The following is a 26,978-nucleotide window of genomic DNA, read 5'->3' on the forward strand; positions in this document are numbered from 1 at the left end:
GTTTGCGAATGGAGCGGTGGTAGGGCTTCCTGCCGATCTCCCCCCTTGAGGGGGAGATGCCCGGCAGGGCAGAGGGGGGTAAAGCTTGCGATGACCTCACCCCTCATAGCTATGCCCGCTTTCAGCCCCTCACGTACCCGATGCGCAATCGCCAGAAATTCCGGCGTCTCGCGAATCTCAAGCGGCCTTTCCCGTGGCAGCGTGGACGTGATCACATCCGTCACCCGGCCGGGGCGCGGCGACATGACGACGATCTTGGTCGAGAGATAGACCGCTTCGGGAATGGAATGGGTGACGAAGCAGATGGTCTTGCCGGTCGTATCCCAGAGTTTCAGCAGCTGTTCGTTGAGGTGATCGCGGACGATCTCGTCCAGCGCGCCGAAGGGCTCGTCCATCAGTAACAGATCGGCATCGAAGGCGAGTGCGCGGGCGATGGAGGCGCGCTGCTGCATGCCGCCGGAAAGCTGCCACGGGTATTTCTTGCTGAAACCGCTGAGATTGACGAGGTCGAGCGTGCGGTCGATGCGCTCCTTCTGTTCGGCCTTTGTATAGCCCATGATTTCGAGCGGCAGCGCGATGTTCTTTTCGATGCTGCGCCAGGGATAAAGGGCTGCGGCCTGAAAGACATAACCGTAGGAGCGATCCCGGCGGGCGTTTTCCGGCGTGGTGCCGTTGACGGTGATGTCGCCTGACGTGTGTTTTTCAAGATCGGCGATGACCCGAAGGAACGTCGTCTTGCCGCAGCCGGAAGGGCCGATGAAGGAGACGAAATCGCCCTTGCCGACTTCGAGATCGACATTGGAGAGTGCGTGCACCGGGCCATCGCCCGTTTCGAAGGTGAGGCCGAGATTTCTGGCGGAAACGACGGAATAGGACGAGGCCTGGTTCATCTTGGCTTGTTTCCACTTTCCGTCAGGGCCGCGCGCGCCAGCGGCAGCATTTGGGTTTCCGTAAGCCTTGCGATCGTTACGCCGGGGTGGCGGTCGAGATCGAGCCAGCGCACTTCCTCTATTTCCGCCTGCGGGGCGACCTCTGTCTGAAGTCTAGCGATGAATGTATGGGCGACGACGTCGGCCCCCGTCTCATTGGCGGCCTCCTCGCGAAAAACGCCTTCATAACGGGCGGCATTTTCGGGCAGCGTCAGGCCGATTTCCTCGGCAAGTTCGCGGTGAAGCGCCTGTTCCGGCGTTTCGCCCGGATCGATCTTGCCGCCCGGCTGCATGAACTGCGTGGTGCCGCGCTTGCGCACGACCAGCATCTGCCGCCGCTCATTGAGGAGAATGGCTGCGGCGATGACGATTTCGCGTTTCGGCCCGGCGCTCACGGTCATACACCCGATGCCGGGATGCCGCTGCGCTCCACCCTGCGCGGCGCGACGAGTTCCTTCCAGGTGGAAAGCGCCCGGCTGACCGCGGGGTTGGGTGCGCGGGCGACGAACCGGCCGTGGCCTTCCTGTGTTTCGACGGTGGCCTCCTCGATGCTGACGAGACCGCGCGACAGGGTGAAGCGCGGCAGTCCCTTGACCTTTTGCCCTTCGAACACGTTGTAATCGATGGCCGATTGCTGGCTCGTTGCGCTGATTTTCTTCGTCAGTTGCGGGTCCCAGACGACGATATCGGCATCGCTGCCAACGAGGATCGCGCCCTTCTTGGGATAGATGTTCAGGATCTTCGCAATATTGGTGGAGGTCACGGCGACGAATTCGTTCATCGTCAGTCGGCCGGTCGCCACGCCATGGGTCCAGAGCAGTGGCATGCGATCTTCCAGCCCGCCGGTGCCGTTCGGAATCTTTCGGAAATCACCGAGGCCGAAGCGTTTCTGTTCGGTGGTGAAGGCGCAATGGTCGGTCGCCACGCATTGCAGCGAGCCGGAGGCGAGACCTGCCCAGAGGCTGTCCTGATGCTGCCGGTTGCGGAAGGGCGGCGACATGACCCGACGGGCAGCATGATCCCAGTCGGCATTGGCATATTCGCCCTCGTCTAGGATCAGGTGCTGGATCAGCGGCTCGCCGTAAACGCGCATGCCGTTCTGACGCGCGCGGCGGATCGCTTCATGCGCCTGTTCACACGACGTATGGACGACATAAAGCGGCGCCCCCGCCATATCGGCGATGATGATGGCGCGGTTGGTGGCCTCGCCTTCGACGGAGGGGGGCCGGGAATAGGCATGCGCCTCGGGGCCGACATTGCCTTCCGCCATCAGCTTTTCCTGCATCTGCGCGACGATATCGCCGTTTTCCGCATGCACGAAGGGAATGGCGCCAAGTTCGGCGCAGCGCGAGAAGGAGGCGAACATCTCGTCGTCATTCACCATCAGCGCGCCCTTATAGGCCATGAAGTGCTTGAACGAGTTGATGCCCTTTTCCTGAACGACCGTCTTCATCTCGTTGAAGACCTGCTCACCCCACCAGGTAACGGCCATATGGAAGGAATAATCGCAATTGGCGCGCGTCGCCTTGTTGTCCCATCTTTGCAGGGCATCGAGCAGTGACTGGCCGGGCTCGGGCAGGCAGAAATCCACCACCATGGTCGTGCCGCCAGCAAGGGCCGCCCGCGTGCCGCTTTCGAAATCATCGGCGGAATAGGTGCCCATGAAGGGCATTTCCAGATGCACATGCGGATCGATGCCGCCGGGCATGACGTAACATCCCGTCGCATCGAGCACGGTGCCGCCGGTCAGGTCGGGTCCGATCTCGGTGATCCTGCCGCCTTCGATCTTTACGTCGGCCTTGTAGGTGAGGTCAGCGGTGACGATGGTGCCGTTCTTGATGATGGTGGTCATAATTGACGTTCCATTTAGAGTTAAACCTTTGAACGACGCATCTTCACTGCGTATTGGTTGGCCTGTAGGCGGTCACGAGCTTTGTTAATTTCTTCGGGTAAAAACAGATCCAGCCATCTGACGTCCTCGACCACCAACGCCTCGACGGTCAAATCAAGACGCTTCGCGAGCATCAACGCGGTGTATCCTTGCGATTGCTGCTCAGCGTTGATGAGTGTTTTGGCTGTCGCTACGCCTCCACGATTGAGGAGCATGTTGTAGAAGATCGTCGCGTTATATTTTGCTTCAGATTTTGCGCGATGATAAATCTCAAACATCGCCATCTCGAATTTCTGCTCCAAGGGCGAGATTTTTTTCATTCCACGATCTCCGCAGTCTCAAGCACCGCATGCAGCAGCACGTCGCAGCCCGCGGCGGCCCATTCCGGCGAAATTTCCTCCGCTTCGTTGTGGGAAAGCCCGTCCACGCAGGGGCAGAAGATCATGGTGGAGGGGGCGACCCTTGCGGTCCAGCAGGCATCATGGCCGGCGCCGGAGATGATGTCCATGTGGCTGTAGCCGAGTTTTTCCGCGGCAGAGCGCACGCGGCCGACAAGCACCGGATCGAAGGTGACGGGATCGAAATGGCCGATGGCCTCGATCGTGCAGCCGACGCCGAGTTCTTCGGCGATAACAGGCACTTCGTGTTCGAAGATGGCGCGCATGCTGTCGAGTTTCGCCTGTGAGGGAGTTCTGAGGTCGATGGTGAAGACCACCTTGCCGGGCAGCACGTTGCGGGAATTGGGCGTGAAGATCATCTGGCCGACGCCGGCGACCGCGCCCGGTTGGTGGGCCATCGCCACTTCCTGCACCTTTTCGAGGATGCGGGCAGCAGCCAAGCCGGCATTGACGCGCATCGCCATCGGCGTTGAGCCGGTATGCGCTTCCTTGCCGGTCAGCGTCACCTCCAGCCACCACAGGCCCTGGCAATGGGTGACGACGCCAATCTGTTTGCCTTCTGCCTCGAGGATCGGCCCCTGTTCGATGTGATATTCGAAATAGGCGTGCATTTTGCGCGCGCCCACCTCTTCCTCGCCCAGCCAGCCAATGCGCTTCAGCTCCTCGCCATAGGTCTTGCCGTCCGTATCGGTACGGCCATAGGCGTAATCGAGATCGTGAACGCCGGCGAAGACGCCGGAGGCCAGCATGGCAGGGGCAAAGCGTGCGCCTTCCTCGTTCGCCCAATTGGTGACGACGATCGGGTGTTTCGTCTTTATGTTCAGGTCGTTCAAGCTGCGCACCACTTCCAGCCCGGCCAGCACGCCGAGCACGCCGTCGAACTTGCCGCCGGTTGGCTGGGTGTCGAGGTGGCTGCCGATATAAACGGGAAGCGCGTCCGGATCCTCGCCGGGGCGGGTGGCGAACATGGTGCCCATGCGGTCGACGCCAAGCGTCAGGCCTGCCGCTTCACACCAGCGCTGAAAGAGACTGCGGCCCTGCGCGTCCTCATCCGTCAGGGTGCGGCGATTATTGCCGCCGGCGATGCCGGGGCCGATTTTCGCCATGTCCATCAGACTGTCCCACAGACGGTCGCCATTGACCGTCAAGTTCTTACCCGCCGCCATGAAGTGTCGTCCTCACCTGTTTTGTTTTTATCGAAGCAAAGCTTGTGCCGTTCCCGTTTTTGCCGGTTAAGATAACAGCCATTGCCTTGTGATGGCGATGGGGGATAAATTGACCGGCTGGTAAACATTGCAAATTCGCCATGATGTCAGCAAGGGATTTTCGTGACGAATCGCACTAATTTTGCCTAAACTGTACGCGGCGATTATTTTTTAAGCATACTGTAACGGCAATTGCATCGAAAAGAAACAGAGAGCTGAGAATGGCCATACCGCGAGCAGCGAAAACACAGAAGCGGACGCGTATTCAGGAAGAAAAGCAGGAAGCTATCCTCGAGGCGGCGCTCAGTGTGTTCTCCACCAACGGCTTTCGCGGTTCCACCATCGACCAGATTGCCGAGGCGGCCGGCATGTCGAAACCGAACGTGCTTTATTATTTCCGCACCAAGGAGGCGATGCATCGCGCGCTGATCGAGCGGGTGCTGGACACATGGCTTGATCCGCTCAGGGCTTTCGATGCTGAGGGTAACCCCGAAAGCGAAATCCGCTCCTATATTCGCCGCAAGCTGGAGATGTCGCGGGACTTTCCGCGTGAGAGCCGCCTGTTCGCCAATGAAATCCTGCAGGGCGCGCCGCATATCGAGGACGAGCTGAAGGGGCCGCTGAAGCAACTGGTGGATGAAAAAGCCGAGGTGATCCGCGCCTGGGTGAAGGCCGGGCGGATGGCCAAATGTGATCCCTACCACCTGATTTTCTCGATCTGGTCGACCACCCAGCACTATGCGGATTTCGACGTTCAGGTGCGTGCGGTGCTGGGCGACAAGAACGGTGGCGAGGGGCGTTTTGAGGATGCGGCCCGGCATCTGGAGCAGCTTTTCATGGGCGGATTGCGGATTAGCGGCTGAGCCGTGGGGTTCTCGCGATGATGTGATCGGTTCTTTGTGTCAAAACATGAGGAAAATTATCACCTTTATACTTTACTCCAAAACTCATCTTTATTATGGTGCCGACATCCCGAACGTCCGGGGCATTGAAAAATCAACCGGCAGGTGAGGGAATGGCACGCAAGGAAAAGAAGAAGGCGGGACGCGGCGAAAAGCAGGGCAAGGGCGCGCAACAGACCGAAAGGGATGTGGCCGAACAGCAGCTTTCCGGCCCGAAGAGCTTTCTTTATGTCGGCGGCCGTGACTGTCAGGTTGCGCATCTTCGCCAGATTGCCAGCAATTTCGGTGCCGAACTCATCCATCACGATGGCGGGTTGCGTGAGGCGGTCTCGCGCATCGATACCGTTCTTCCCTCCGTCGACTGCGTTTTCTGCCCGATCGACTGTATCAGCCACGATGCGTGTCTGCGGGTGAAGTCCGGTTGCAAGAAATTCGGCAAGACGTTCATTCCGCTGCGCAATGGCAGCAAATCCAGTCTGGAGCGGGCGCTGCAGACGATGAATGAACGGACCTCCAACGATGAGCGACGAGCACAATAATTTTAAGGATGCAGAGCCCGCGGCGGCTGAAGCCTGCCGCGTGGAACTGCACAAGATCGCCGAACAGGCTGCCGATCCGGCCCTGACGGACATATATGAAATCCTTGGCGAACGCGAGCGGCGCAACCGCGCCGCGGCCGGTGGCGGCAATGTGGTGAACTTTCCCCATCTGCGCACCCGCCAGCCCGGAGAAACGCCGTCCTTCGATATCGGGGAGGCGGCTGAGAAGGGCCGCAACATCCTGTCGTTTCGCTGGACGCGGGGTTAGGGTTGAAGCCTCTCGCCGAGTGTGAGGGAAGCTCCGCGCGCAATATGCGTCACGACGCAGATGCTCTAAAACACGATCAGCCCTTCGGCTTTAAAAACGCGCCGGCGCAGAGCACCAGCCATCCGGCAATCATGCCGAGGCCACCGAGAGGCGCTGCGTAGGGAAACAGGCTGTGGCCGGAAAAATGCCGCGTGACGAGGTCGCCTACGAAGACCGCCGTGCCGAGGCCGAGGATCAGTCCAGCCGGAATGGCGGTTCTGATGCGATCCGCGCCGATATGCAGCGCCACCAGCACCGGCGCATGCGCGAGCGCCATCGCGGAGGCATTGCCCAGCATATAGGTTTCGCCGGTATGGGTGGCGGCGGCGGCCAGCATGACGCCGGCAGCACCCATAAGGCCGCCCAGCAACAGAATGAAAGCGCGCAGTCTTTCGTGGGTCATGATTTATCCGCTTCCTGATTCTGCATGTGAAAGGCCAGTCGCTCCACCGGTGCCCAGATGATGTCCCGGAGCTTCGGGTTTTCGATGGTCTCTTCCATCGCGCGGCGGAAGCAGAGCAGCCACTCATCCCGTTCGGCGGGCCCGATGGGCGCCACGAAATGACGCCGGCGCAGCATCGGGTGGCCGTGTTTTTCGACATAGACCGGCGGTCCGCCAAGATATCCGGTCAGATAATCGTAGAACTTGCTTTCGCTGCCGGAGAGATCGGCGGGATGGATGGCGCGGCAATGCGCCGCCTCGGGCAAAGTGTCCATCAATTCATAGAAGCGCCGCGTCAAGGCTTTGACCGTCGCATCGCCGCCGATCGCTTCATAAAGGGTAATGGTCTCGCCGCTCACATCCCGCCTCCTTGAACCCTGCGGCCCTTATCGCTTTCCGGGGCGGGAAGAGCAACAGGTAAAGGCGGGATGCGACATTTGCGACAGTACGGTGGCAAATTTCACCTTTCGGATTCGATAGACCGTTGAATAGTCTGAACAGCGATTTTGAGCGGAGCTACATGCTCGGTTACGACCGCCCAAACCACATCGTCGGCGATCTTATGATATTCATGACGAAGAATATTTCCGATACCGCGAATCTGCTTCCACGGTACATCTGGTGCGAGGTTTAGCAATTCTTCCGGTATATGGCGGGATGCCTCCGAAACGATTTCCAATGCGCGCTGCACAGCAAGCTTCAGCAGCCAATTTTGCTGGAAATCAGCAAGTGATAGACCTGCGGTGTGGGTCTCTATGCCGTCTATGGCTTCCAGAATTTCTGTGAGAACGGGCCTGACTTTGCGCCGGATCATCAGAATATCCGCACTGCAGATTGCTCGATGTCAGTTCGAAGCATCGGGTGAAGACTGTTGCGTGTCGTCACGTCCACTTCCACTTCCAGTTCTTCTTCCAGAAACTGCTTGATACCGACGAGATCAATCAAGGAGAAACGGCGACCCGGATCATAGTCGATGAAGATGTCCAAGTCGCTTGAGGCCATGGCTTCATTGCGGGCGGTCGATCCAAAGAGATACAGCGAAGTCGCGCCCATGCTTTTCACTGCTTGGGCGTGCTGTTTGAGCTTTCTGATCGCGTCCGTTCTCTTCATGCGTTCAACTTACATCATCCCGCATGCGCCATCCACTCATCCGAAATTGCGGATGAGATCGAGCCCCTTGTTGAGAAGCATTTCGGCTTCATCCTGATTGGCGGCCTCGACATAGCAGCGCATTTCCGGAGCGTTGCCGGAAGGGCGGAAATGGATGGTGCTGCCGTCGGTGAGTGACACGCGCAGGCCGTCAATGTCGCTCAGCGCCTTGACCTTGCCGACCGGCGCAAGGAAGGTTTCGAGATTATCCTTCGAGGCGCGCAGATGTGCCATGAGCGCGGCGCTCTTTTCCTGCGCGAAGTTCTCCAGACGGTCGGCGGCGGCAACCGGCAGCCTGTAGGCGGCTGCGATTTGCGACAAAGGTTTTTTCTGTTCGGCGGACAGAAGCAACACGGCAAGGACAGGCAGGAAGCTGTCGCGCGTCGGCAGCGGCGAAAGCGGCCTGCCGTTGAGGGTGAATGCAGAGGCGGTCAACAGGCCGCCATTGGCCTCGAAGCCCATGACGCCGTTCTTTCCCTCGGCAAGCGCTTCACCCATGCCGGCGATCACGAAAGGTGAGCCGACCCTGGTGCGGACGACCTCGAACGAACCGCTCGCTTCAATGCCGGAATTGGAGGTGACGGGGGTGACGACCACGCCGGCGTCGAGAAAATTGGCGGTAATAAGCCCGATCAGGTCGCCGCGCAGCGGCACGCCGTTTTCATCGGCGAGCAGGGGACGGTCGCCGTCGCCATCGGCGGAAACGATGGCGTCCAGACCGTGTTGCGGCGCCCACTCCTTAAGAAGTTCCAGCGTTTCCGGCGAAACTGCCTCGGTATCGACCGGAATGAACGTCTCTGAACGGCCGAGCGGCACGACCTCTGCGCCATAATGGGCGAGAACGTCGACGAAGAGATCGCGCGCCACCGTGCTGTGCTGGTAGACGCCGATCTTCAGGCCCGACAGCGCCTTTTCCGGCAGCAGCGCGATATTGCGCTCGTAGAAAAGTTCGGCTGCGATTGCGGAATGATCCTCTGCCGTTGCGGCCTCGTCGCTGATGCCTTCAGCCTCGACCTCGGCTGCGATTGCGGCAATCGCCGTTTCGTCCTGCTTGTCGATTTCGCCGTCGGGACGATAGAACTTGATGCCGTTGCGGTCGGCTGGAATATGCGAGCCGGTGATCATCAGCGCTCCGGCCTTCAGGGAAAGTCCGTAAAGTGCCAGTGCCGGCGTCGGTACCGTGCCGCAATCAAGTGGTGTCAGGCCGGCCTTTTTCAGCGCGGCGATGCAGGTTGCGGAAACATCCGGGCTCGAATCGCGAAAATCGCGGGCCACGAGAATGGGGTCTCCCGCCTTTGCCTGGCCCGATGCGAGAAGGTGCCTTGCAAATGCCGTGGCGTAGACGGCGGAGGCTTTTCCTTTCAGATCGACAGAGAGGCCGCGAAGGCCGCTCGTTCCAAATTTCAGGCTCATGCCAAACTCCGTTTCGATAAAATCTTTGAGGTTCAAATGGATAATACAAAAATATAACGCCTGAAAGAACCGTATCGATCCATCCAAGTCAATCGTCTCTTTCATGGCGGCCGGGAATAGGCAATGATGGCGGGAATGACGCAGGTAACCTAAAATTCACCCGTCATATTTAAACTTGCCCGCTAATGGCGGCCTTGGCGACGGTGAAAACCATCTGTTGCCGGCCTTTTTGTGGTTCGTTCGAGTTGGATTGGCTGATGTACAGGCTTCAAAAGGCGGGACATAAGCAGGCACGTCCGCTGGATGAAAAAGCGGCGCCCGCCGCCAGACCCCACGGTTCCCTGCTGGACGATCTGGTGGATGAGGACGAGGTTTTTGAGCGCACGGTGCTGAAGGAGCATCTTGAGCCGAAGCCGGCGGCCGCCGTTGCCGAGCCAGCCCCGACTGATAAACCCGTCAGGGCGGCATCGCCGACCGGGAGCCTCGCGAATGCGCTGCCAGGCCTGAAATATATCGACAGGATCGGCCTGGATGATGTGCTCACCTGGCTGCGCAACGGCATTGTCTGGATCGTGCTTGCGATCATTCTCTGCATCGCCGCCGCACTCTCCTATGCCTATGTGACACCGCCGCGTTACACCGCCTATACGGATATCGTCGTCAACCCCTCCAACCTCAACGTTGTCAGTGACGGGGTGTTTTCGCCGAACCAGCAGCGTGACACCCAGATTCTCGAGGTGGAGAGCAAGCTGCGCACCATCACGTCGCGCAATGTGCTGGCGCGGGTGGTGGACGAGCTGAAGCTCGATCAGGACCAGGAATTCATAACGCCGCCGCCGCTTGCGCGGCTGAAGGCGATTTTTTCATCGAAGCCGGAAGATGGCGATAACAAGGTCGGGGCGCTTCGTTCGCTTGGAGACCGGGTGGCCGCCGAGCGCGATCCGCGTTCCTTCGTGGTGACGCTTTCTGTCTGGACCAATGACGCCGAAAAATCCGTGCTGGTCTCCAAGGCCATCGTCAAGGCTTTCGAAAGCGAGCTGTTTCAGACGACCTCCGACAGCAGCCAGCGCATCGTCGACGATTTGAGGACGCGGCTTGAGGAAATGCGCGAGAACGTGACGGAGGCCGAAAAGCGCGTTGCGGATTTTCGCCGTGAAAACGGCCTGCAGGAGAATAACGGCCAGCTGGTCAGCAATCTTGCGTCCGGCGAGCTGAATGCGCAGGTTCTTGCGGCGCAGCAGCGGGTCATTCAGGAGGAATCGCGCCTCAAGCAGATGGAGGCGGCGATCGCCCAGAACCGCACGCAGAGCGACGCCATCTTCGACAGCCAGACCATGAACACCATCCGCGCGCAATACAGCACCCTGCAGCAGCAGATCGGTGCGATGACGCTGACCTATGGCGCGCGCCATCCGCGCCTCGCAACGGCGGGGGCGGAACGCGCCATGCTGGAACGCGGCATCGCGGATGAGGCGCAGCGCATTCTGCAGGCCGCCAAGACGAATGTCGCGGAGGCCCGCTCCTCGCTCGATGCCCTGAGGCTGAAGGCCGTGGCGGAACGCGCCAACGTCTTCACCGATAACGAGTCGCAGGTGCGCCTGCGCGATCTGGAGCGTGACGCCAACTCGGCCGCGGCGATCTACGAGACCTATCTCAACCGTTCGCGCCAGATCGCCGAGCAGCAGACAATCGATGCCACCAATGTGCGGGTGATTTCGCAGCCGGTGGCGCCCAATTCCAGGAGCTGGCCGCCGGGCAAGCTGATCTTCCTGATCGCCGGCGGCGCGGGCGGACTGTTCCTTGGCCTTGGCATCGCCATAGCGCTTGGGCTTCTGTCTTATCTGCGCCGCAACGATCACGAGGAAATCGCGGCGCGCTAGCCCAAGGACGATGGCCGGGGTCCGCTTATTCCTCGGAAATCAGGCCGTCATAAACCTCAAGCAGGGCGGCGGCGATGGCGGCACCCAGCGCATTGCCCGCGTCGCGAATACCGGCCTCGTCGCCGTCGCGGACGGAGACGGCAAGATCGGACGCTTCGTTTGCGACGATTTCCTTCGCCCGCTCTATCGCCCAAAGGCCGAAGTCGCCGCGGTTGTCGATCGATATGGTTTCCATGGTCGGGACCTTCTGCGTGGTTTGGTTTCGCCGTCCCTTAACCCATCGGTAGCAAAACCGGAATAGGACGGAGAGGGCATGTGTGAGTGCGCACTCAACCTTCAGGCGTATAAATTGCTTGCCTCAAGCTACGGATTTATAAAAATATTAATGATAGTTCTTCGTAGTGTTTGAAGCCTTATGGCCTAGCATCTGCGTGAATATAACAATGAAACGATGCCTATCTTGGACACCGGACAGAATATGACAGGGAGAGACATCCCGGATTTGGAAGGACCTGGCGCAGTCTGGCCGGTTATTCCGCTTGCGGCTTTACCCATCACTGACGCGACGATCGACGAGACGGCACAGGATTTCATTCTGCGCGCGGAAGGCGAGCGCGTGGCCGGCACGAGGCCGTTTTATTCGACATCGGCGAATGGCCAGGTCATCGCTCTCTGCCATCAGGACAAGGAATTCGACGCCATGCTGCGGCAGGCGGACCAGATTCACGCCGACGGCATGTCGCTGGTGATCTTTTCCCGCAAGTTCTGCAGCAAGGCGCTCAGGGAACGCGTCGCGACCACGGATCTCGTTCATGCGGTGGCCCGCAGGGCCGAAGAGACGGGTGCGCGTTTTTATTTCCTCGGCGGCTCCGAAGAGGTGAACCGCGCTGCGGTTGAGGAAATGCAGAGGCTCTATCCGCGCCTGATCTTCTCGGGCAGGCGCAACGGCTATTTCAAACGGGATGAAGAGGAGGCGATTCTTTCCGATATCGTCGCCTCACAGACCGATATTCTCTGGGTCGGCTTTGGCATACCGCTGGAGCAACGGTTCGTTTCGCGCAATCTCGACAGGCTTTCCGGCATTGCGGTCATTAAGACGTGCGGCGGGCTGTTCGATTTTCTTGCCGGCAAGAACAGCAGAGCGCCGCAATGGATGCAGGATATGGGGCTCGAATGGCTCTACAGGGCCATGCTTGAACCGAAACGTCTCGGCAAGCGCTATCTGCTGACCAATCCGATCGCCATCTATTCGCTGCTGAAACATCGCTATACGGCTTCCGGTCAGAACCGGTAAGTCTTGCCACGGCAAGGTCCGGTATCCGCAGCCCGCTCCCCGCACCCTACATAAGGCCATTCTAACGTATTGGATGAATGCGTCCTCGTGCCGAAATTCGTTGCAACTGCGCGCAACGGCGCTACATTAGGCGGATATTAGAAATTTATTCGAATCAGAGATATTTGAGGACAGCGATGGTTATTACGTCCGTTTCTCTTTTCATATATGGAATTGGTACCGTTACCTCTCTTGCCATGACCTATATCGAAGGTGCCCGCCGCGACAGGGATTGGGACCTTTATCGGGTGACAGGTATCATCCTTTGCTTTTTCTGGCCGGTTCTGGTGCCGCTTCTCATTCTCGCGGCTGTGTTTTCGTCATTCGGTTTCCAGAAACGACGCATGAGCCCGTATTCTCTGCGCAGGGAAAAAAGCCTGAGCTGAGAAGCCGGGACCTGCGGCTGGAACGGCTCTTTGTTCAGGCCTTTTTCGCCGGCGCCTTGTAAGGTGTGAGGGTGATGCCGAGGCTTGCCATGACGCGGCCGATGGACATCAGCGGCGGATGGGTGGCGGGCAGCAGCGATCCAGTTTTAAAGAATGCGGAGACGGCGCGGACCAGCGACAGGCAGAGGCTGACGGCGTTTTTGGCGGCAAGCGTGAGCCCGCCCGTCAGGCCGGGGCGACGGGCGCGGTCGATGCTGTAATTGATGATGCCGGTTCTGAGCGAGCGCTCCATGATCCAGCGCGGCGCCATGCGGTTTTCCGGCACATATTCGATGATGAGGGCTTGAGCGTTCCAGGCGAATTTGAAACCGGCCTTGCGGCAGCGGGTGAAGAAATCCATGTCGCCGCCGCCGAGGAAATTGAACTGCACGTCGAATTCCGGTTTTGCCAGCGTTTCGAAAACACGCCTTGAGATCAGGCAGTTACCCGATCCGTGAATTTGATCGACCGGGCCGGTCGGCGCCTCGATGGAGCCGAACAGCGGATGCGACAGCACCGCCTTCGATGCGGGCGCGTCGAATTCGCGGTTGACCGGACCGCCGACGATATCGGCGCCGAAGGACCGTGCAGCCGAGACCATCTCGGCAAGCCAGACGGGGGAGGCCGCCTCGTCGTCATCGATCATCAGGAACCACTCAGCGGAAGGGTAGCTCTGCCGCGCTGTGCGAAACGCCGTGTTGATGGCGTAACAATTGCCCTGCGTCGGCTCCACAAGCGCCTGGCCTGTCACTTCATTTTCGGCAAAGAAGGAGCGCGCAACGGCAAGGCCTGCCTGACCTGCGCCATCATTATCGACCACGACGATGGCGAAGGGAAAATCGACCTTCTGGGCCAAGAGCGATGCCAATGTCTTGCGCAGGCCTTCCGGCCTGCGAAAACTTGGAATGCACACCACCGCTTCCGGCATGATCTCGGACATGGAAACTCCTAAATACCGGCAAGCGCTGCGGCAGAAAAAACGACGGCGCGCAGGCTTTGGCGCGGGCGGTTGAGGAAAGTATCGGCAAGTGCCGAAACGGCCTCGCGATAGCGGCGGGCGCGAAAGGCCTGCGCCACCGTATAGGCGTTCATGTGATTTTCGGACCTGTGACGGAGCCGCCTCAGCTCCTGCGGTGCAATGGCGGCGACGATGGCGGGGTCCGAAAACACCGCCTCGATCGCCGGTTCACAATCCCGGAACGTCAAAAGCCGGTTCATCATCACGCTTGTCCTGTGCACCCGGTAATCCAGAATATGCTGGCCCGGCAGATAGACGAAGCGGCCGGCGGCGGCCAGTCTGCACCAGCCGTACCAGTCTTCCGCATAACGCAATGTTTCGTCAAAACCGCCGAAATCCTGAAAGATGCGGGTGCGGACCAGCATGATGCCGCCATTGACGATGAAGTTCCCACCCAGAAGCGGCTGCAGAATGAAACCACCGGGCTTTTCCCGCCGGCGGATGAGATTGCGCCGGCCAATCTTGGCGCCGTTCTCGTCAATGCGTTCGTAGTCGCCGTAGACGGCAACGACATCCGGCGCGGAGGCGCCGGCGCAAAGGGCCGCGATCGCGCCCGGTTTCAGGCGGTCGTCCGCATCGAGAAACATTGTCCATTCGCCGCGCGCCTGCGAAAGGCCGAAATTGCGCACGGCGGAAACGCCCTGCCGGCCCTGCGGCCGCGCAAGCAGTTTCACGCGTGGATCGGCAAAACTTTGCACCTTCTGCGCCGTGGCGTCGGTGGAGCCGTCATCGACGACCAGCACTTCGCAGACGGTTTCGCCCTGAAACAACACGCTTTCGATCGCTTCCACGATGTAACGCTCACCGTTGCGAACGGGAATGACAATCGAGACGGAAACCAAGACTTTAAACTCCATAAGGCGTGGGCCAAGAATTCGCACAGTGAAGTTACTACCCGATTAAGCGGGCTTGCGCCAATTGTGACGTGGTATAGCGTCAGTTAACCTTGCAAATCTTTAATATCCTTTTGGCATGATTGAGATGTTATGTTTTGAGAATTAGAGCGCCCTTCGTCCTTTCGGATGTATCAGGACGCTCTGAAACTTTTGATCTGCGTATCGTTCCTGTCGAGAATCCATCGCGATTTTCGACCGATGCGCCGGAGTTGCGGAGGCGGGTAAATGCGGATCGGGCGACGGAATTTTCTCGGTGGTGCGGCATGTGCCGGCCTGTTGCATGGCATGGTCGGCCAGGGATTTGCCGCGCAGAAGAAAGCGCCGGTGAAGGTGGCTCCCTATGGCGCGGCCGTTTATCTGCCGGATATGACCGCCGACAGCCGCCTTGGTGAGGCGGTCGTCAAATATTGCTCGCGCATCACGCCCGTGACCGAAATGAAATGGGAGGTCATGCGGCCTTCCGAAGATGTTTTCGATTTTGCCGCTGCCGATGCGCTCGCCAACTTTGCGCGCCAGCACAATCTCTCCATGCACGGCCATCCGCTCATCTGGTACGCCTCCAATGCGCCCTGGCTGTCCGGTATCCGTGGCGCGAAGGTCGAGAAGCTGATGGAAACCCACATCGTCAAGGTGATGGAGCGTTACAAGGATGTGGTCCATAGCTGGGATGTGGTCAATGAACCGATCCCCGACGTGCCCGGCAATGTCCGTTCGCGGCGCGATGCGTGGTATTACGGCGCGGGCCCGGACGCGATCAAAAAGGCATTCGAGATCGCGCATTCCGTCGATCCCAAGGCGCAGCTGGTTCTCAACGAATATGACGTGGAGTTTTCGGTCGAAAAATCGCCGGCCAAGCGCGCGGCCTTCCGCAACCTCATTCTCGAACTGCTCGAAAAGGGCGCGCCGATCAATGCCGTCGGCCTGCAGGGGCATCTGCGCGGCGGCTGGCCCATCGCCAAGGACGAGCTTGCCGCCTTCACAAAGGAAATGCGCAGCTACGGTCTTGCCGTTCTGGTGACGGAAATGGATGTGATGGACCAGATGCTGCCCGCGCCGGAAGCCGAACGTGACATGCTGATAAACCGACAGGTCCGCGATTTTCTCGAAGCGGCCTGCGAAGGCGGGCCGCTTTCCTCCATCACTACATGGGGGATTTCAGACCAATATACCTGGATCCGCTGGGCCTATCCGCGCAGGGACGGCACCGTGAACCGGCCGCTGCCGCTGGACTGGAGCTTCAACGAAAAACCGATGATGGCGATCATCAACGAATTCCGGAACCGTGGTGCGTGACTATGAGTGCTGAAATGCCGCTTCCTCCCGTACAAAAGGCGCTGCAAATCAATCTGCATCCTTTTGATGCGCCCCACGCGGCCCTTACGCTTCCGCATCAGCTGCGGGTCTGGGGCGGGCAGGTGGACCGCATTCTCCTGACAGTGGATACCGGGCAGGTCGGGGCAGGCCGCTACAAGGGCAACGGTTTTGAGGCGGCAAGCAAACGTCTTTTCGACATGCTGGAGGAAATGCAGGCCAACTATCCGCATCTCTATGTGGATGTGGTCGACTATAGCGATGCGGCGCGGCGCGCCGTGACGGAGACGTTCTTTTCGCGCTCACCGATCCCCTATCCCGCCAAAGCCTTCGATGGCGGGCCCTTCCATGTCTATTTTCACGGGCTGAAACGCGCCAATGCCCGTTATGTGATGCATATGGACAGCGATATGATGTTCGGCGGCGGCAGCCAGAGCTGGTTCGGCGAAGCCATCGCGCTGCAGAAGGCCAACCCGGACGCGCTCTGCATCACACCCTTTTCCGGGCCGCCGACCGTGCGCGGCGATCTCGATGTTTCCCGCCATGTCGGCATGCCGGGAGTGCGGAACATCCCCGAGCCGCGCAAGCTGCCGTCGCGCATTCCCACATGGCGCTTCGCCACCGTTTCCACGCGCCTTTTCATGATCGACATGGATCGTTTCGCGAAACGTATCGGCTCGCTCGAATTGCTGAGGCCGGATGTCAAACGGCGCATCCGCTCCTATGCCTATAACCAGCAGCCGGTCTCGATGCCCGCCGAGGAAGTTCTGAGCAACAACATGATGCGGATCGGCGTTCACCGGCTGGATTTTCTCGGCACGGGCAAGGGCATGTATTCGCTGCACCCGCCCTATCGCTCGCCTGAATTTTACGCCGCGCTCGGCTCCATCGTCGAGCGTATCGAAAAGGGCGATATTCCCGAAGGCCAGCTTGGTGATTTCGACATCAACGGATCGATGGTGGATTGGACGAGCGCGCTTGCCGCCAAGACACGCTCAAAACGTTATGCGAAGGCGCTTCGCCACCTGTTCTCGGTGAATGTGCAGCGCTTTACCAAGGCTTAGAGGGGCTTGGCTTCCATTTTGAGCGTAACGCGATCTTTCAGCTTAACGGTACGCTAGACAAATTTTCCAGGTGTCAGCGGGCCGCCCCCTCATTCCTGTGCTTGTCACAGGAATCCAGCCGACGCGCGTCTGCGCGGCGAAAACGAGTCTTTTAAGCCCAAGGACTTGGGCTGGCAGGATCCCTGTGACAAGCACAGGGATGAGGGGAGAACGGCCAAAACCGGGGCCATTTTGAGGAGACATTCTTCAGCGCCGACGCGCCGATGCGGCATCAATAGTCGGTGATGAGCTTGCTCCAGCTCTCCGAGCTCAGCCCGCCAATATAGATATCGCCGGCAAGCGCCCGGTCCCTTAGAGCTTCATCCCGGGTGGCCATGCAGAAATAACCGCGATGACGGAAGGTCATGTGGTTCTGGCGGTAAAGCGCGTTCATGAGAAAGGGCTGCGACATGCCCGTGACATGGGCATAGTTTTGATCATCGAAATGGCGGAACAGGGCGTTGAGCGCATCGTTTTCGCGACCGGCGTCACAGACGAGATTCAGCACATAGGCAGTTCGTCCCGCCTGGCCAAAAAACAGGGCGGCGCCGATCACCCTGCCGTCGTCATTTTCAATCGCGACGCTGCTCAATTCGCCGAGAGTGTCATTGGTTTTGCTCATTTCGATCAGCCAGTGGAATTCCTCGTGGGACCATTCCGGCCGAATGGAAAAGCGCTCGATCATCGCAAGCGCCGTGCAGCGGAATGTCTCGAAATCCACCGGTCTCACCTTGGTGCCGGCGACCTCGTGCGGCCTTATGCCTTTTTTCCAGGAGCGCAGGATACGGTCCGCAAAACCGAGCACCATGAGGGCTGGCGTGGATTTGGCCAGCTGTGAACGGCGCGGCATGCCCAGGGCAATCGCGCAGAAGGGCTTGAGCGCCTTGTGCCATTGCAGGCTCTCCATCGGCAGCATGTTGCCGCCGATCGCAATCCAATGATCGGCGCTGACAGGGGAGGCCGTGTCCGAAAACAGCATATCGTGTTTCGTTGCGCGCATGCCGCGGGACAGGCGGGCTGCTCCAAGAGCGCCGAGTTTGCCTTTCGATGCGAAAGCGCACAGCAACCTTGCGGTTATGGTTTTCCCATTCGCGACAAATCGCATGGGCACGGCCAGAATAACGCTGGTGACCCCGTTCTCGCCGGCGTCGTAGACGACGCTGCCGTGATCGGGATGGAAAACGGGGCTGCCGAAAAACAATGTCTCGATGTAGGAGCGGAAGTTGAAGCTTCCCTCGCGACCGGTCTTCCTGAACGCGCTATCGAGCACAATCTCGACAGCCGGGACGTCCTCCCGGAGCATGGGGCGAACGCCCGTTGCACCCGGTTGAACCGGGCGTTGTGTTGACTGATCGTTATTGCTATCGTCCATATTGGTGTGTATCGGAACGTCCACCTTAGGTTTCCAGCCTTTTTGCGTTTATGAGATCAACAAGCCAAAGATATATCCTGAGTTGTTAATATACGTTAAACAGAGTTTCGGATTATTACTTTAGTATATTCGCAATACATTGAAGTGCCGCTGCGTGTAAGCAGATGCAGGCGACCCTTTATATAGGCGCATTATTACCAAATAATAGAGAAATCAGCAACTTAAATTTGGAAAAAGAAGATCGGCCGCTTCGGAAATTCTATGTATTTCCATGCGTTGACCTTGAAGTATTTTCTTCGGCTTTTTTCCTTCATGATCGATACGGATTGCGGAAATACTATTCTTCCGTGTATTATGCATAACTAAAAAATAGGGATTTCGCGGGATATTCACATTATCGAAATGACGCATCGGAGACGATGCGGACGGGCATGGAAAAAGGAAGAGAAAAACCCCTTATGGATGCAGCGCACGAACAGCAGGGGCGTGGCTACTGGCGGGACGTCCTGTTTTATGTGACGTTCCTTTATTTCACGGTCGGTTTTTTGCCCTATGTCTCGCTCTCGTCGACCTATATGGGGTCCGCAATGGCGGCCGGATCCAACCTGCTCAACCAGCTTACTGCGATCATTCTGCTGTTCAGCTTTGCGGCGTTCATGGCGAAGGAACGTTCGTTCTCCATCATCTTCACGCCGCGTCTGCTGATGGCGGCAATTTTCGGCTGGTATGTCTTTACCTCGCTGGTGGGCGAAGCGCCGATGTTTTCGCTGCGGCGGCTTTTCATGTGCGCCATCATCTGCGTGCTTGCCGGCTGTTTTCTGCAATTGCCGCGCACGGAACGGCATTTCACCACGCTGCTTGCCGTCTGCACGATGATCATCCTGTTCCTGTGTTATTTCGGCGTCATCGTCCTGCCGTCCCGATCCATTCATCAGGCGAGCGATGCGCTGGAGCCGCTTCTGGCGGGCGACTGGCGCGGGGTCTTCCGCCACAAGAACGAGGCCGCCTCGGTCATGACGGTGTTGATCATCGTCGCGATTTATCTTTGCAAGCGCTGGTCCTTTGTCGGCGGTCTGGCAATGCTGCTGCTGTCGCTGGTCTTCCTGGTCAAGTCAGGCGGGAAAACGGCGCTCGGCCTGCTGCCGATCATTATCGCGACGGGATGGTTCATCCTGCGCTGGCCCCGATGGCGTTACGTGGTTGTGACCTCGCTTCTCGCCGTCTTCGCCGTGGTGACTGTCGGCACCACCGTCGATCCGGTTTTTTCGCAGATGCTGACCAAAATGAAGATCGATGCAACCTTCACCGGCAGAACCGATATCTGGACCGTGGCCATCGATTATATCCGGCAAAGCCCGTTGGTCGGTTACGGCTATCAGGCCTTCTGGCGAAGTGACGCCCTGATGACGAGCTTCACCGAGAACAATACCTGGGCGACGACGGCGCCGGATTCGCACAATGGGTATTTCGACCTTCTGCTTGCGGGCGGTGTGCCGGGTCTGGTGCTGGTGCTGCTGTGGCTTTATCTGCTGCCACTTGTCTATCTCGGCAAAATGGATGACGCCACGCGCAACAGCCCGTTGACGAGGCTTTATGTCAGCGTCTGGCTTTATGTGCTGCTCTTCGGCTTCCTTGAAACGATTTTCTTTCTCAGTACCGGCTTCGTCTGGTTTTTCCTTGCCGTTGCGGTGATGGGGCTACGTTTGCAGGCCAATGCAAGCCTTGTCGAGGATGAGGCGGAGCTTCAGCCCGCCCAAACTGACGGACATACGGATATGTTGCCGAAACATATTCAGCGACAGCCCTCCGAGATCATCCAACCCAGATGATATTCTGACGGGCGTGGATGTATCCAAGCCACCGGCTCTCATTTTCTATAGGGGTATCTGGGCGGCCTGCGCACCCGGGGCAGCTTCGCCCGGCCTTTGCGCAACTCCATGCCGCAGAGATCCGCTATGCCCTCGGCTATGTCCGTCTCCCATGAAGGCAAGGTGCATGGGGCAGCAGCTCCGCTTTTCACTTTGCCGGATCATATTTTTTCAGCTCGCCCGGACATGAAGGAATTATAAAGTTTTTAATCATAATGATTTTGCAGAGAAATGAATTGAAGACATGAATGACGATTCATTGCAGCACTCTTTCTCTCACAAAACTCGGCTCGGCGTTTCCGCTTGCTGGCGGTGCCGCCGCACTGATGGGGAACTGTGACCCGCCATTATTTGAAGGGTGGGGGATGTTGTCTTCGGCGCATGTTTGATGCCGCCGCGACCAAGCCGATGAGCGGCTCACCGAAGCCTTGATGATCGAGGTGTTCCGACGTGCAATGTCAGTTTCGCCGAACACCTCCGGCACGGGGAAGGAGCGGTTTTTCATTGACGTGAGGTTTTCCGTGTCTTTTCTTCAAAACGCCAGCATCCGCACCAAAATCCTGTCGCTCATTCTGCCGCTTTGCATTGTCGGTCTGGGCGCTACCGCATTCATGTCCAGCCGTTTCAAGGAAGCGGACACGGCCTATTCGTTCTTCATCGCCAATGACAACGCCGCTCTGGTGGAACTTTCGCGCGCAAACCGAAACCTTGCAGCGGTGGGGTATGGCGCCTATCAGGTCGCGGCCTATGATGCGAACGGGTCGGATATCAAAACCGCCCGCGAATTTTACACCGAGAGCAAGAGGCTGCTGGTGATGCGCCTCAACAATGTAAAGGCGGCGTTTCCGGAGGAAGCGCAGACCATTGATGGTTTCCTGGCGAAATCCCAGGAGATCGTCGCAATCACCGACAAGGCTGTTGAATTCGGCCTTGCCGATCGCAACGCGGAAGCGGCAGCGGAGATGCTGAAGGCCGACGCCTCCATTCGCCCGACAGCCAATGACATGGCGGCCTTTCTGGACAAGCTGACCAAGGGTGTCGTCAAGGGAAGTGACGATCTGACGGACAAGACCAATTCGACGATCCTGACATCGCTGGCGATAATCGGTGTTGTCTTCTCAATCGGCATCATCCTTGCGCTGTTCGTCGCATCCCGCGGCATCACGACGCCGATCGCCCGCCTGCGTGCGCGCATGGTGTCGCTCGCCAGTGGCGAGACGTCAGCGGAAATCGACGGCACCAGCCGCAAGGACGAGGTTGGCCAGATGGCAAATGCGGTTCAGGTGTTCCGCGAAAGCGCCATCGAGCGCATTCGTCTTGAACAGGAAACTGAAGCCAATCGCAGCCTGTCCGAGAAAGAGCGCATCGAGCGCGAGCAGCAGAAGGCAAGGGAATCGGCCGACGTCAAATTCGCCGTCGACAATCTGGCCGCCGGTCTCTCGAAGCTTTCGGAAGGCGATGTTTCCTATCGTATCGGCCAGCCGTTCACGGCGACACTCGATGCCGTTCGCAACGACTTCAACATGTCCGCTGAAAAGCTGCAGGCCGCATTGACGAAGGTTGCACAGAATGCCGGTGGCATTGGTGCCGGCGCAAATGAGATCAAGTCGGCCGCCGACGATCTTGCCAAGCGCACGGAACAGCAGGCCGCGGCCGTTGAGGAAACCGCTGCCGCTCTGGAGGAAATCACCACGACGGTCAGGGATTCCACCAAGCGCGCGCAGGAGGCCGGCCAGATCGTGAGCCGCGCCAAGGCCGGCGCCGAACAATCCGGCGAGGTGGTGCGCCGCGCCGTGGTGGCCATGGAACAGATATCCAAATCCGCCAACGAAATCAGCAACATCATCGGTGTGATCGACGAGATCGCCTTCCAGACCAACCTTCTCGCCTTGAATGCGGGTGTTGAAGCCGCCCGTGCCGGTGAGGCCGGCAAGGGTTTTGCCGTTGTCGCACAGGAAGTGCGCGAGCTTGCCCAGCGCTCCGCCAGTGCGGCGAAGGAAATCAAGGCGCTGATCAACACCTCGAACGACCAGGTGCAGCAGGGCGTCCAGCTGGTGGGCGACACCGGCAAGGCGCTGGCTACGATCGTGCTCGAAGTGCAGGAAATCAACCGCCACGTCGTCTCGATCGTGGAATCCGCACAGGAGCAATCCTCCGGCCTCCAGCAGATCAATACCGCCGTCAACCAGATGGATCAGGACACGCAGAAAAATGCGGCCATGGTGGAAGAAACCAATGCTGCAAGCCACAACCTTGCCAAGGAGGTTGCCTCGCTCAACCAGCTGCTCTCGCAGTTCAGGCTTGCCGACACCGCCTATCAGCAGAGGAGCCAGCCGGCCCCCGTTCGCAATGCCGGAAGCAACGACAAATATGTGGCATCGCCTGTGCGCGCACTCGGCCGCAAGATCGCCTCGGCATTCTCGGGCAATGCCGCGGTCGATACCTCAAAGGACGACTGGCAGGAATTCTAAGTCCGCCTGCCAGGGCCATGGGACCCCGGCGGGCCTGATATCCGGCCGATAACCGATAACATGCCGCGCAAGACCTGATTTCTTGCGCGGCATGTTGGCTTATTCAGGCCTTCCGGCTGAAGGATGAGGGTCGCTTACCTTGAAACACGGATATTGGCGGCCTATCGCTGCATGCAATTGCCTGTCGGCATGGCAGTCTTCTCAGGTCACCTCTTACCCTCCCGCAGCCTTCGCATCACTTCGAGGTTGTTGAGTGAGGTCTCCGACGTGGCGCGCATGGTTTCAACGGCGAGCAACTGTTCCTGGTCCCGGCGCTGCTGCTGCTGGAGCATGCATTGGGTATAAGACTGCGAACCATAATGCGAACCGAAATTGGCGCATGTGTTTCCATCCTGGTACAGATTTGCCCGGCGCTGCTCTTCAGGCGACATGCATCCGGTGAGCGTGAGGGTGAGGGCGAGCAGGCCGAGTGCCGTCCGGGAGAGCGTCTTCATTTCAAGATTGGCCATTTGGGTTTTGATCCTTGGTTGTGATTGTTGCTGAGGCCCCGCCACAGGTCGACGGCGGTGCGGAAGGCGCAGGTGATCGGCAGCGCACTGCGTGTGCGACTTCATTTTTCACCGGGTGGGACGGATGTGGATGTTGTGGCTGCGACGGCCGCCCGCTCAGATGATGCGGGGAATGATGTATATTGCTTCCAGGACCTCGTAGATCGCAGCTACGGCGAGGGCGAAGATGACAAGGCAATATATATTGGCGAGGGGCACAAGCCCGGCTTTCCAGGCCTCCCAGCGGGTACTTACCCGATATTCGCTTATCCGCAGAAATGTGCGTCCATGCACATAGGCGCCGAATGCGGCCAGCACGTAGGCTTGCCCCTCGATCAGGAGAGTTATGGAATGCGGTATGAGCATCGCTTTGTGAGCCCCGAGGGGTGCGAACATGATGCCCCACAGGATTCCCCGATGGAGTGTCGCCAGTATGCCGATGAAGGGAATGATCAGTGACGGCAAAGTCGTCATGACAAAGGCAACCAGCAAGTTGATGATGAAGGTCATGCCCATCGCCTTGGGAAGGTTCTGGGAGCCATAGGCATCGGCGACCGTCTTCAAGACCCCTGGCCGCAGGTAAGCCTCATCAATGCCGGTTTTTAAATAGGCCTGTATCTCGGGCAGCAGCATCGTGATCGCCATCGAGACGGCGAACAGGCCGTAAAAAGCCACGTTGAGAGTGAGAAAAGCTTTCCTGTGCTTTCGGATTACGGCGAAGGGGCCATGTAAGACGTCCATTGGAGGTTCCATTGACTTTCGAGCGAGAGACCGGATGGCCATTAGGCCGTATGATATGGTCCATTGCAGACCGTATTGATCGGTAATGGACCATATTGGTCTAACGTGGTTTTTTAAAACCGTCAAGCATGACGCGCGAACGCTTTTTCGCAGGATGGAAGTCGCAAATTTTCAATTACGTAGATATTTGTGGGAGGTCTTTTCCGCTGAGGAGCAGCGCCATTTCCTCCGCATAGGCGGTGTTGAACAGGCGCATGAGGCCGGCCGTGCAGGGCAGGGCTGCGCGGTTACGGGAGCGGGCAATATTACCGCAAAATCAGTTTTGTCAGGGGGGTACGCTTGGGCTTATGTGGCGCTGTGGCCCAATGCATCCATTGCCGCGGTGACGATCAGCCCGCGCCATTCTTGTGTCAGCTTTGTCCGGGTCGCCAAGCCGGCGCAGACGCCCAGGCCGGAAAACGCGCTGGTCACCCGGATCAACCGTTCCATATCGAGGTTGCCCATGTCGATGCCCAGCGCTTCGTACATCATGAAGCCGATTTCGTTCATCTCCGCATCTTCCGGGTTGGGATCCAGCGCTATGCGGTTGGAAAGTGCAGAGACTCCCGGTTGGCGAAAGGAAAAATCGACAGCCTCTTCCACGACGGCGAGGTCACGTGCCCGGCCGACCGGTAGAGATTTGACGTTGTCGCGAACTTCCCGGACGTGTTCCCTGAGCGCTTTGACGACAGCGTCATATATCGCCTGTTTGCTTGGAAAATGATGCAACAGCCCGGTTTTCGAATAACCGACCGTATCCGCGATTTGTTGAACCGAGGTATGCGAAAAACCGTGCTTCGCAAACAGTCCGGCGGCACAGTCGATGATCTCGGCTTCAATCTGGGATTTTGTCGGTCGGAGCATGTCTTGAACGTTTTATTCGATGATTGAGTATGTGACGGATATACCTGTCCACAGGCCACCATACGAGAGAGGGCGGTGTTTGTCTTTCGATTATTCATCGACGGCAAACGACTGACCGCGCCACGGTACGTTTATCTGATGAGTGATGGTTGGCTCATGTGGTGAAGAGCTGAAGTGGCGCACCGCGCCGGGTGATGATGAGAACTACGTCTACGCTATAGCCCTCCTTTAGGCCAGCTTGCATCACCTGCGACCCGCAAAGTCAGCCGCCTACCCTGAGGGCACAAGGAGATCCGGAAAGATATTACTTCTGAACGATTGCGCCACGACCAATGTCTGAAATTGGGCCGGTTGCAGACCGTCCGGTCTTGGTAGCGTGGTGACAAGCTGCTATAGAGCCGGGCGACCTCTATGACTGCTTCCGACCCCATTGCGGCCGTTCGATGATATGAGACGAAGACAGCTAAAGCGGACCGTATAAGTCCCTGTCATATTGCTGCAGGTTTCAGGATTTTTGCGACAAATTACGGACAGCCTTACAGCTTGGCTGGCTGATAGCCGAAACCACCAATCTCAGCCGTCACGTTTTGTTAAGTACGAATCCATTCGATAAAATCTTAGTCTTAATGCCGCGCGTGTACGCCATTAGTGGTCGACACCATAGTAATCCAAGCGGGGAGACTTCACATGCGACGATGTTTTCTGAATACCTTACTGATAGCTGTCATCGCCGGCTTCAGCGTCCCGAGTGGTCCGACGCACACGTACGCTCAGTCGACTCCAAAAGCCCAGTTGGGAGAGGGGCGCGCATACGAGGTGATCGATAGCGAAGTCTGGGATGTGCCCGATCCGGTTTCCGGTCGCACTTACCAAGTCTTCGTCGCCTTACCACCGTCCTATGCGAAGGAACCTCAGCGGCGTTACCCCGTGCTTTACGTCACCGATGCTGATTACGCTTTCCCGATCATCCGGCAGATTGGCCGCCGTCTGAACGTCGAAGGGCCCCGGATCGAGGAGTTCATTCTTGTCGGTTTGTCTTATGGAAAGGGTGAGGATGGCAAGGTCAGCCGTCAGCGCGACTACACCCCCACGTCGAACGGTCCAAGGAGCGCACCTGCTGGTGCGATCCATGGGCAGGGACGGGCCTATCAGCGATATTTGGGTGATCAGGTGAAACCATCTATCGCCGCCCGCTATCGTACCGATCCCGCCAGATCGCTCTTCCTTGGCCACTCCTACGGTGCTTTGCTTGGCGCACAGATCCTGTTCACCGAACCTGGCTTGTTTAGCGGCTATATCCTCGGGAGCCCCTCTCTCTGGTACGACAAGCGCCACACCTTGAAGCTCGAAACGGATTACGCCACGCGGAACAAGGACCTGCCGGCGAAGGTCTATCTTTATGTCGGCGCCTTTGAGGCGCAGCGCAAAGGCGACCGGCGCTACAACCAGACGGTGGATATGGTCGCCGACAACCGGGCTTTAGAGGTAGCGTTGCAGAGCCGAAAGTATCCGAGCCTGCAATTGAAGTCGGCGGTCTTGGACGACGAGGATCACCTCACCGTCGCGCCGCGTGGCTTCACGCGGGGCTTAGAGTACCTTCTGGGTGTGCGCTGACAAATCGCATCGAAAACTGGAACGAAGCTGTCGCACGATTCCCACGTTTTGCGAGCATACCAGCCGCGCTGAATTTTCAGTGGAATATCCGTCACAAAGGTCAGGTGCAAAAGTCGGTCCTACGCGACCGACCTTTGCGATGCCGAATGGCCGCTTCATCCTCCCCAACTGGGCCATTCAGCCCAAACAGGCCGAGCGGTTGCTTTGGAGAAATTTGCGGCCCGCGTGAAGGCCGGAGTGGAGGCGCATAGCTGCCATTCCAAGCCACATAGGCGACATTTCCGTAGAGCAATCAATCGACCGCAAACGATTCGAACTTT

At 58.4% G+C, this 26,978-nt stretch carries 25 protein-coding genes and 2 pseudogenes; 10 read left to right on the top strand and 17 right to left on the bottom strand.

Translation table 11 applies throughout. The features are described 5' to 3' along the window. Nucleotides 1-113: 113 nt before the first annotated feature. From G3A56_RS14030 to G3A56_RS14050, 5 genes and pseudogenes are all read right to left on the bottom strand, one after another. Nucleotides 114-890: pseudogene (locus G3A56_RS14030) on the bottom strand (ABC transporter ATP-binding protein); the annotation flags it as partial. Continuing rightward, nucleotides 887-1,330: an NUDIX hydrolase gene (locus G3A56_RS14035; protein ID WP_164056466.1), complete on the bottom strand. Its 444-nt coding sequence runs from the start codon at nucleotides 1,328-1,330 to the stop codon at nucleotides 887-889. The gene G3A56_RS14035 and the pseudogene G3A56_RS14030, both read right to left, overlap by 4 nt. Further along, complete coding sequence (gene hydA / locus G3A56_RS14040) at nucleotides 1,327-2,781, bottom strand: dihydropyrimidinase (protein ID WP_082182805.1); 1,455 nt, start codon at nucleotides 2,779-2,781, stop codon at nucleotides 1,327-1,329. The genes G3A56_RS14035 and hydA overlap by 4 nt, the downstream gene beginning before the upstream one ends. 20 nt (nucleotides 2,782-2,801) lie before the next feature. Beyond that, on the bottom strand, nucleotides 2,802-3,140 hold the full coding sequence (locus G3A56_RS14045; protein WP_082182804.1) for a hypothetical protein: 339 nt from the start codon (nucleotides 3,138-3,140) through the stop codon (nucleotides 2,802-2,804). Then, complete coding sequence (locus tag G3A56_RS14050) at nucleotides 3,137-4,384, bottom strand: Zn-dependent hydrolase (protein WP_164056468.1); 1,248 nt, start codon at nucleotides 4,382-4,384, stop codon at nucleotides 3,137-3,139. Before G3A56_RS14050 ends, G3A56_RS14045 begins: the two co-directional genes overlap by 4 nt. Nucleotides 4,385-4,644: 260 nt before the next feature. Between G3A56_RS14050 and rutR the strand changes: the two genes are divergently transcribed. From rutR to G3A56_RS14065, 3 genes and pseudogenes are all read left to right on the top strand, one after another. Further along, nucleotides 4,645-5,286 (top strand): HTH-type transcriptional regulator RutR, encoded by a 642-nt coding sequence (gene rutR / locus G3A56_RS14055; RefSeq protein WP_082182803.1) that lies wholly within the window; start codon nucleotides 4,645-4,647, stop codon nucleotides 5,284-5,286. A 254-nt stretch (nucleotides 5,287-5,540) separates the two neighbouring features. Continuing rightward, nucleotides 5,541-5,864 (top strand): annotated as a pseudogene (locus G3A56_RS14060) (DUF2325 domain-containing protein); the annotation flags it as partial. After that, entirely contained in the window at nucleotides 5,845-6,132 is a 288-nt protein-coding gene (locus G3A56_RS14065; RefSeq protein ID WP_035240976.1) for a hypothetical protein, read from the top strand. The pseudogene G3A56_RS14060 and the gene G3A56_RS14065, both read left to right, overlap by 20 nt. Nucleotides 6,133-6,208: 76 nt before the next feature. Here G3A56_RS14065 and G3A56_RS14070 read toward each other — a convergent pair whose 3' ends face one another. The 5 genes from G3A56_RS14070 to uppO form a co-directional block, all read right to left on the bottom strand. Next, complete coding sequence (locus G3A56_RS14070; protein ID WP_003491691.1) at nucleotides 6,209-6,574, bottom strand: DUF423 domain-containing protein; 366 nt, start codon at nucleotides 6,572-6,574, stop codon at nucleotides 6,209-6,211. Beyond that, the gene (locus tag G3A56_RS14075) at nucleotides 6,571-6,972 is read right to left on the bottom strand and encodes a group II truncated hemoglobin (protein WP_003491689.1); all 402 of its coding nucleotides are present in this window, start codon (nucleotides 6,970-6,972) and stop codon (nucleotides 6,571-6,573) included. Before G3A56_RS14075 ends, G3A56_RS14070 begins: the two co-directional genes overlap by 4 nt. Before the next feature lie 101 nt (nucleotides 6,973-7,073). Beyond that, the gene (locus tag G3A56_RS14080; RefSeq protein WP_082182802.1) at nucleotides 7,074-7,427 is read right to left on the bottom strand and encodes a HepT-like ribonuclease domain-containing protein; all 354 of its coding nucleotides are present in this window, start codon (nucleotides 7,425-7,427) and stop codon (nucleotides 7,074-7,076) included. Continuing rightward, the gene (locus G3A56_RS14085; protein ID WP_035240971.1) at nucleotides 7,427-7,723 is read right to left on the bottom strand and encodes a nucleotidyltransferase family protein; all 297 of its coding nucleotides are present in this window, start codon (nucleotides 7,721-7,723) and stop codon (nucleotides 7,427-7,429) included. The genes G3A56_RS14080 and G3A56_RS14085 overlap by 1 nt, the downstream gene beginning before the upstream one ends. Before the next feature lie 36 nt (nucleotides 7,724-7,759). Continuing rightward, entirely contained in the window at nucleotides 7,760-9,175 is a 1,416-nt protein-coding gene (uppO, locus tag G3A56_RS14090; protein WP_082184500.1) for a polysaccharide biosynthesis phosphomannomutase UppO, read from the bottom strand. A gap of 257 nt (nucleotides 9,176-9,432) precedes the next feature. Here uppO and uppM point away from each other — a divergent pair, with 257 nt between their 5' ends. Next, nucleotides 9,433-11,055 carry a polysaccharide biosynthesis protein UppM gene (gene uppM, locus G3A56_RS14095; RefSeq protein ID WP_145980558.1) on the top strand — a complete coding sequence of 541 codons (1,623 nt, stop codon included), beginning with the start codon at nucleotides 9,433-9,435 and terminating at the stop codon, nucleotides 11,053-11,055. A gap of 25 nt (nucleotides 11,056-11,080) precedes the next feature. Here the strand turns inward: uppM and G3A56_RS14100 are convergent, their stop codons facing one another. Continuing rightward, nucleotides 11,081-11,290: a hypothetical protein gene (locus tag G3A56_RS14100; protein ID WP_003491679.1), complete on the bottom strand. Its 210-nt coding sequence runs from the start codon at nucleotides 11,288-11,290 to the stop codon at nucleotides 11,081-11,083. A 258-nt stretch (nucleotides 11,291-11,548) separates the two neighbouring features. Between G3A56_RS14100 and uppL the strand changes: the two genes are divergently transcribed. Then, entirely contained in the window at nucleotides 11,549-12,349 is an 801-nt protein-coding gene (gene uppL, locus G3A56_RS14105) for a polysaccharide biosynthesis UDP-hexose transferase UppL (RefSeq protein ID WP_082184498.1), read from the top strand. A gap of 459 nt (nucleotides 12,350-12,808) precedes the next feature. Here the strand turns inward: uppL and uppJ are convergent, their stop codons facing one another. Continuing rightward, nucleotides 12,809-13,753 carry a polysaccharide biosynthesis UDP-hexose transferase UppJ gene (gene uppJ, locus G3A56_RS14115; RefSeq protein ID WP_082182800.1) on the bottom strand — a complete coding sequence of 315 codons (945 nt, stop codon included), beginning with the start codon at nucleotides 13,751-13,753 and terminating at the stop codon, nucleotides 12,809-12,811. Between the two features lie 8 nt (nucleotides 13,754-13,761). Beyond that, nucleotides 13,762-14,673: a polysaccharide biosynthesis endo-1,4-beta-xylanase UppH gene (gene uppH, locus G3A56_RS14120; protein ID WP_246231005.1), complete on the bottom strand. Its 912-nt coding sequence runs from the start codon at nucleotides 14,671-14,673 to the stop codon at nucleotides 13,762-13,764. Nucleotides 14,674-14,952: 279 nt separating this feature from the next. Here uppH and uppI point away from each other — a divergent pair, with 279 nt between their 5' ends. Beyond that, nucleotides 14,953-16,020 (top strand): polysaccharide biosynthesis UDP-hexose transferase UppI, encoded by a 1,068-nt coding sequence (gene uppI, locus G3A56_RS14125; protein ID WP_082182799.1) that lies wholly within the window; start codon nucleotides 14,953-14,955, stop codon nucleotides 16,018-16,020. Between the two features lie 2 nt (nucleotides 16,021-16,022). After that, a complete protein-coding gene (gene uppG / locus G3A56_RS14130) occupies nucleotides 16,023-17,102 on the top strand; it encodes a polysaccharide biosynthesis glycosyltransferase UppG (RefSeq protein WP_164056472.1) in 1,080 nt (359 codons plus the stop codon). Between the two features lie 271 nt (nucleotides 17,103-17,373). Here uppG and G3A56_RS14135 read toward each other — a convergent pair whose 3' ends face one another. Further along, entirely contained in the window at nucleotides 17,374-18,444 is a 1,071-nt protein-coding gene (locus G3A56_RS14135) for a GNAT family N-acetyltransferase (RefSeq protein ID WP_164056673.1), read from the bottom strand. A gap of 527 nt (nucleotides 18,445-18,971) precedes the next feature. Here G3A56_RS14135 and uppW point away from each other — a divergent pair. Together uppW and G3A56_RS14145 are read left to right on the top strand one after the other, a co-directional pair. Beyond that, nucleotides 18,972-20,342 carry a Wzy-type polysaccharide biosynthesis protein UppW gene (gene uppW, locus G3A56_RS14140; protein ID WP_035240952.1) on the top strand — a complete coding sequence of 457 codons (1,371 nt, stop codon included), beginning with the start codon at nucleotides 18,972-18,974 and terminating at the stop codon, nucleotides 20,340-20,342. Nucleotides 20,343-20,902: 560 nt separating this feature from the next. Continuing rightward, nucleotides 20,903-22,852, top strand: a complete 1,950-nt coding sequence (locus G3A56_RS14145) for a methyl-accepting chemotaxis protein (RefSeq protein ID WP_082182797.1) — start codon at nucleotides 20,903-20,905, stop codon at nucleotides 22,850-22,852. A gap of 206 nt (nucleotides 22,853-23,058) precedes the next feature. Here the strand turns inward: G3A56_RS14145 and G3A56_RS14150 are convergent, their stop codons facing one another. From G3A56_RS14150 to G3A56_RS14160, 3 genes are all read right to left on the bottom strand, one after another. Further along, the gene (locus G3A56_RS14150) at nucleotides 23,059-23,361 is read right to left on the bottom strand and encodes a hypothetical protein (RefSeq protein WP_082182796.1); all 303 of its coding nucleotides are present in this window, start codon (nucleotides 23,359-23,361) and stop codon (nucleotides 23,059-23,061) included. A 156-nt stretch (nucleotides 23,362-23,517) separates the two neighbouring features. After that, nucleotides 23,518-24,153 carry a stage II sporulation protein M gene (locus G3A56_RS14155; protein WP_164056473.1) on the bottom strand — a complete coding sequence of 212 codons (636 nt, stop codon included), beginning with the start codon at nucleotides 24,151-24,153 and terminating at the stop codon, nucleotides 23,518-23,520. 333 nt (nucleotides 24,154-24,486) lie between these two features. Beyond that, nucleotides 24,487-25,044: a TetR/AcrR family transcriptional regulator gene (locus G3A56_RS14160; RefSeq protein WP_082182794.1), complete on the bottom strand. Its 558-nt coding sequence runs from the start codon at nucleotides 25,042-25,044 to the stop codon at nucleotides 24,487-24,489. Between the two features lie 816 nt (nucleotides 25,045-25,860). Here G3A56_RS14160 and G3A56_RS14165 point away from each other — a divergent pair. Further along, nucleotides 25,861-26,658, top strand: a complete 798-nt coding sequence (locus G3A56_RS14165) for an alpha/beta hydrolase (RefSeq protein WP_208615113.1) — start codon at nucleotides 25,861-25,863, stop codon at nucleotides 26,656-26,658. The last annotated feature ends 320 nt before the right edge of the window (nucleotides 26,659-26,978 follow it).

The sequence above is a fragment of the Rhizobium oryzihabitans genome (genome assembly GCF_010669145.1).
Taxonomy (GTDB): Bacteria; Pseudomonadota; Alphaproteobacteria; order Rhizobiales; family Rhizobiaceae; genus Agrobacterium; species Agrobacterium oryzihabitans.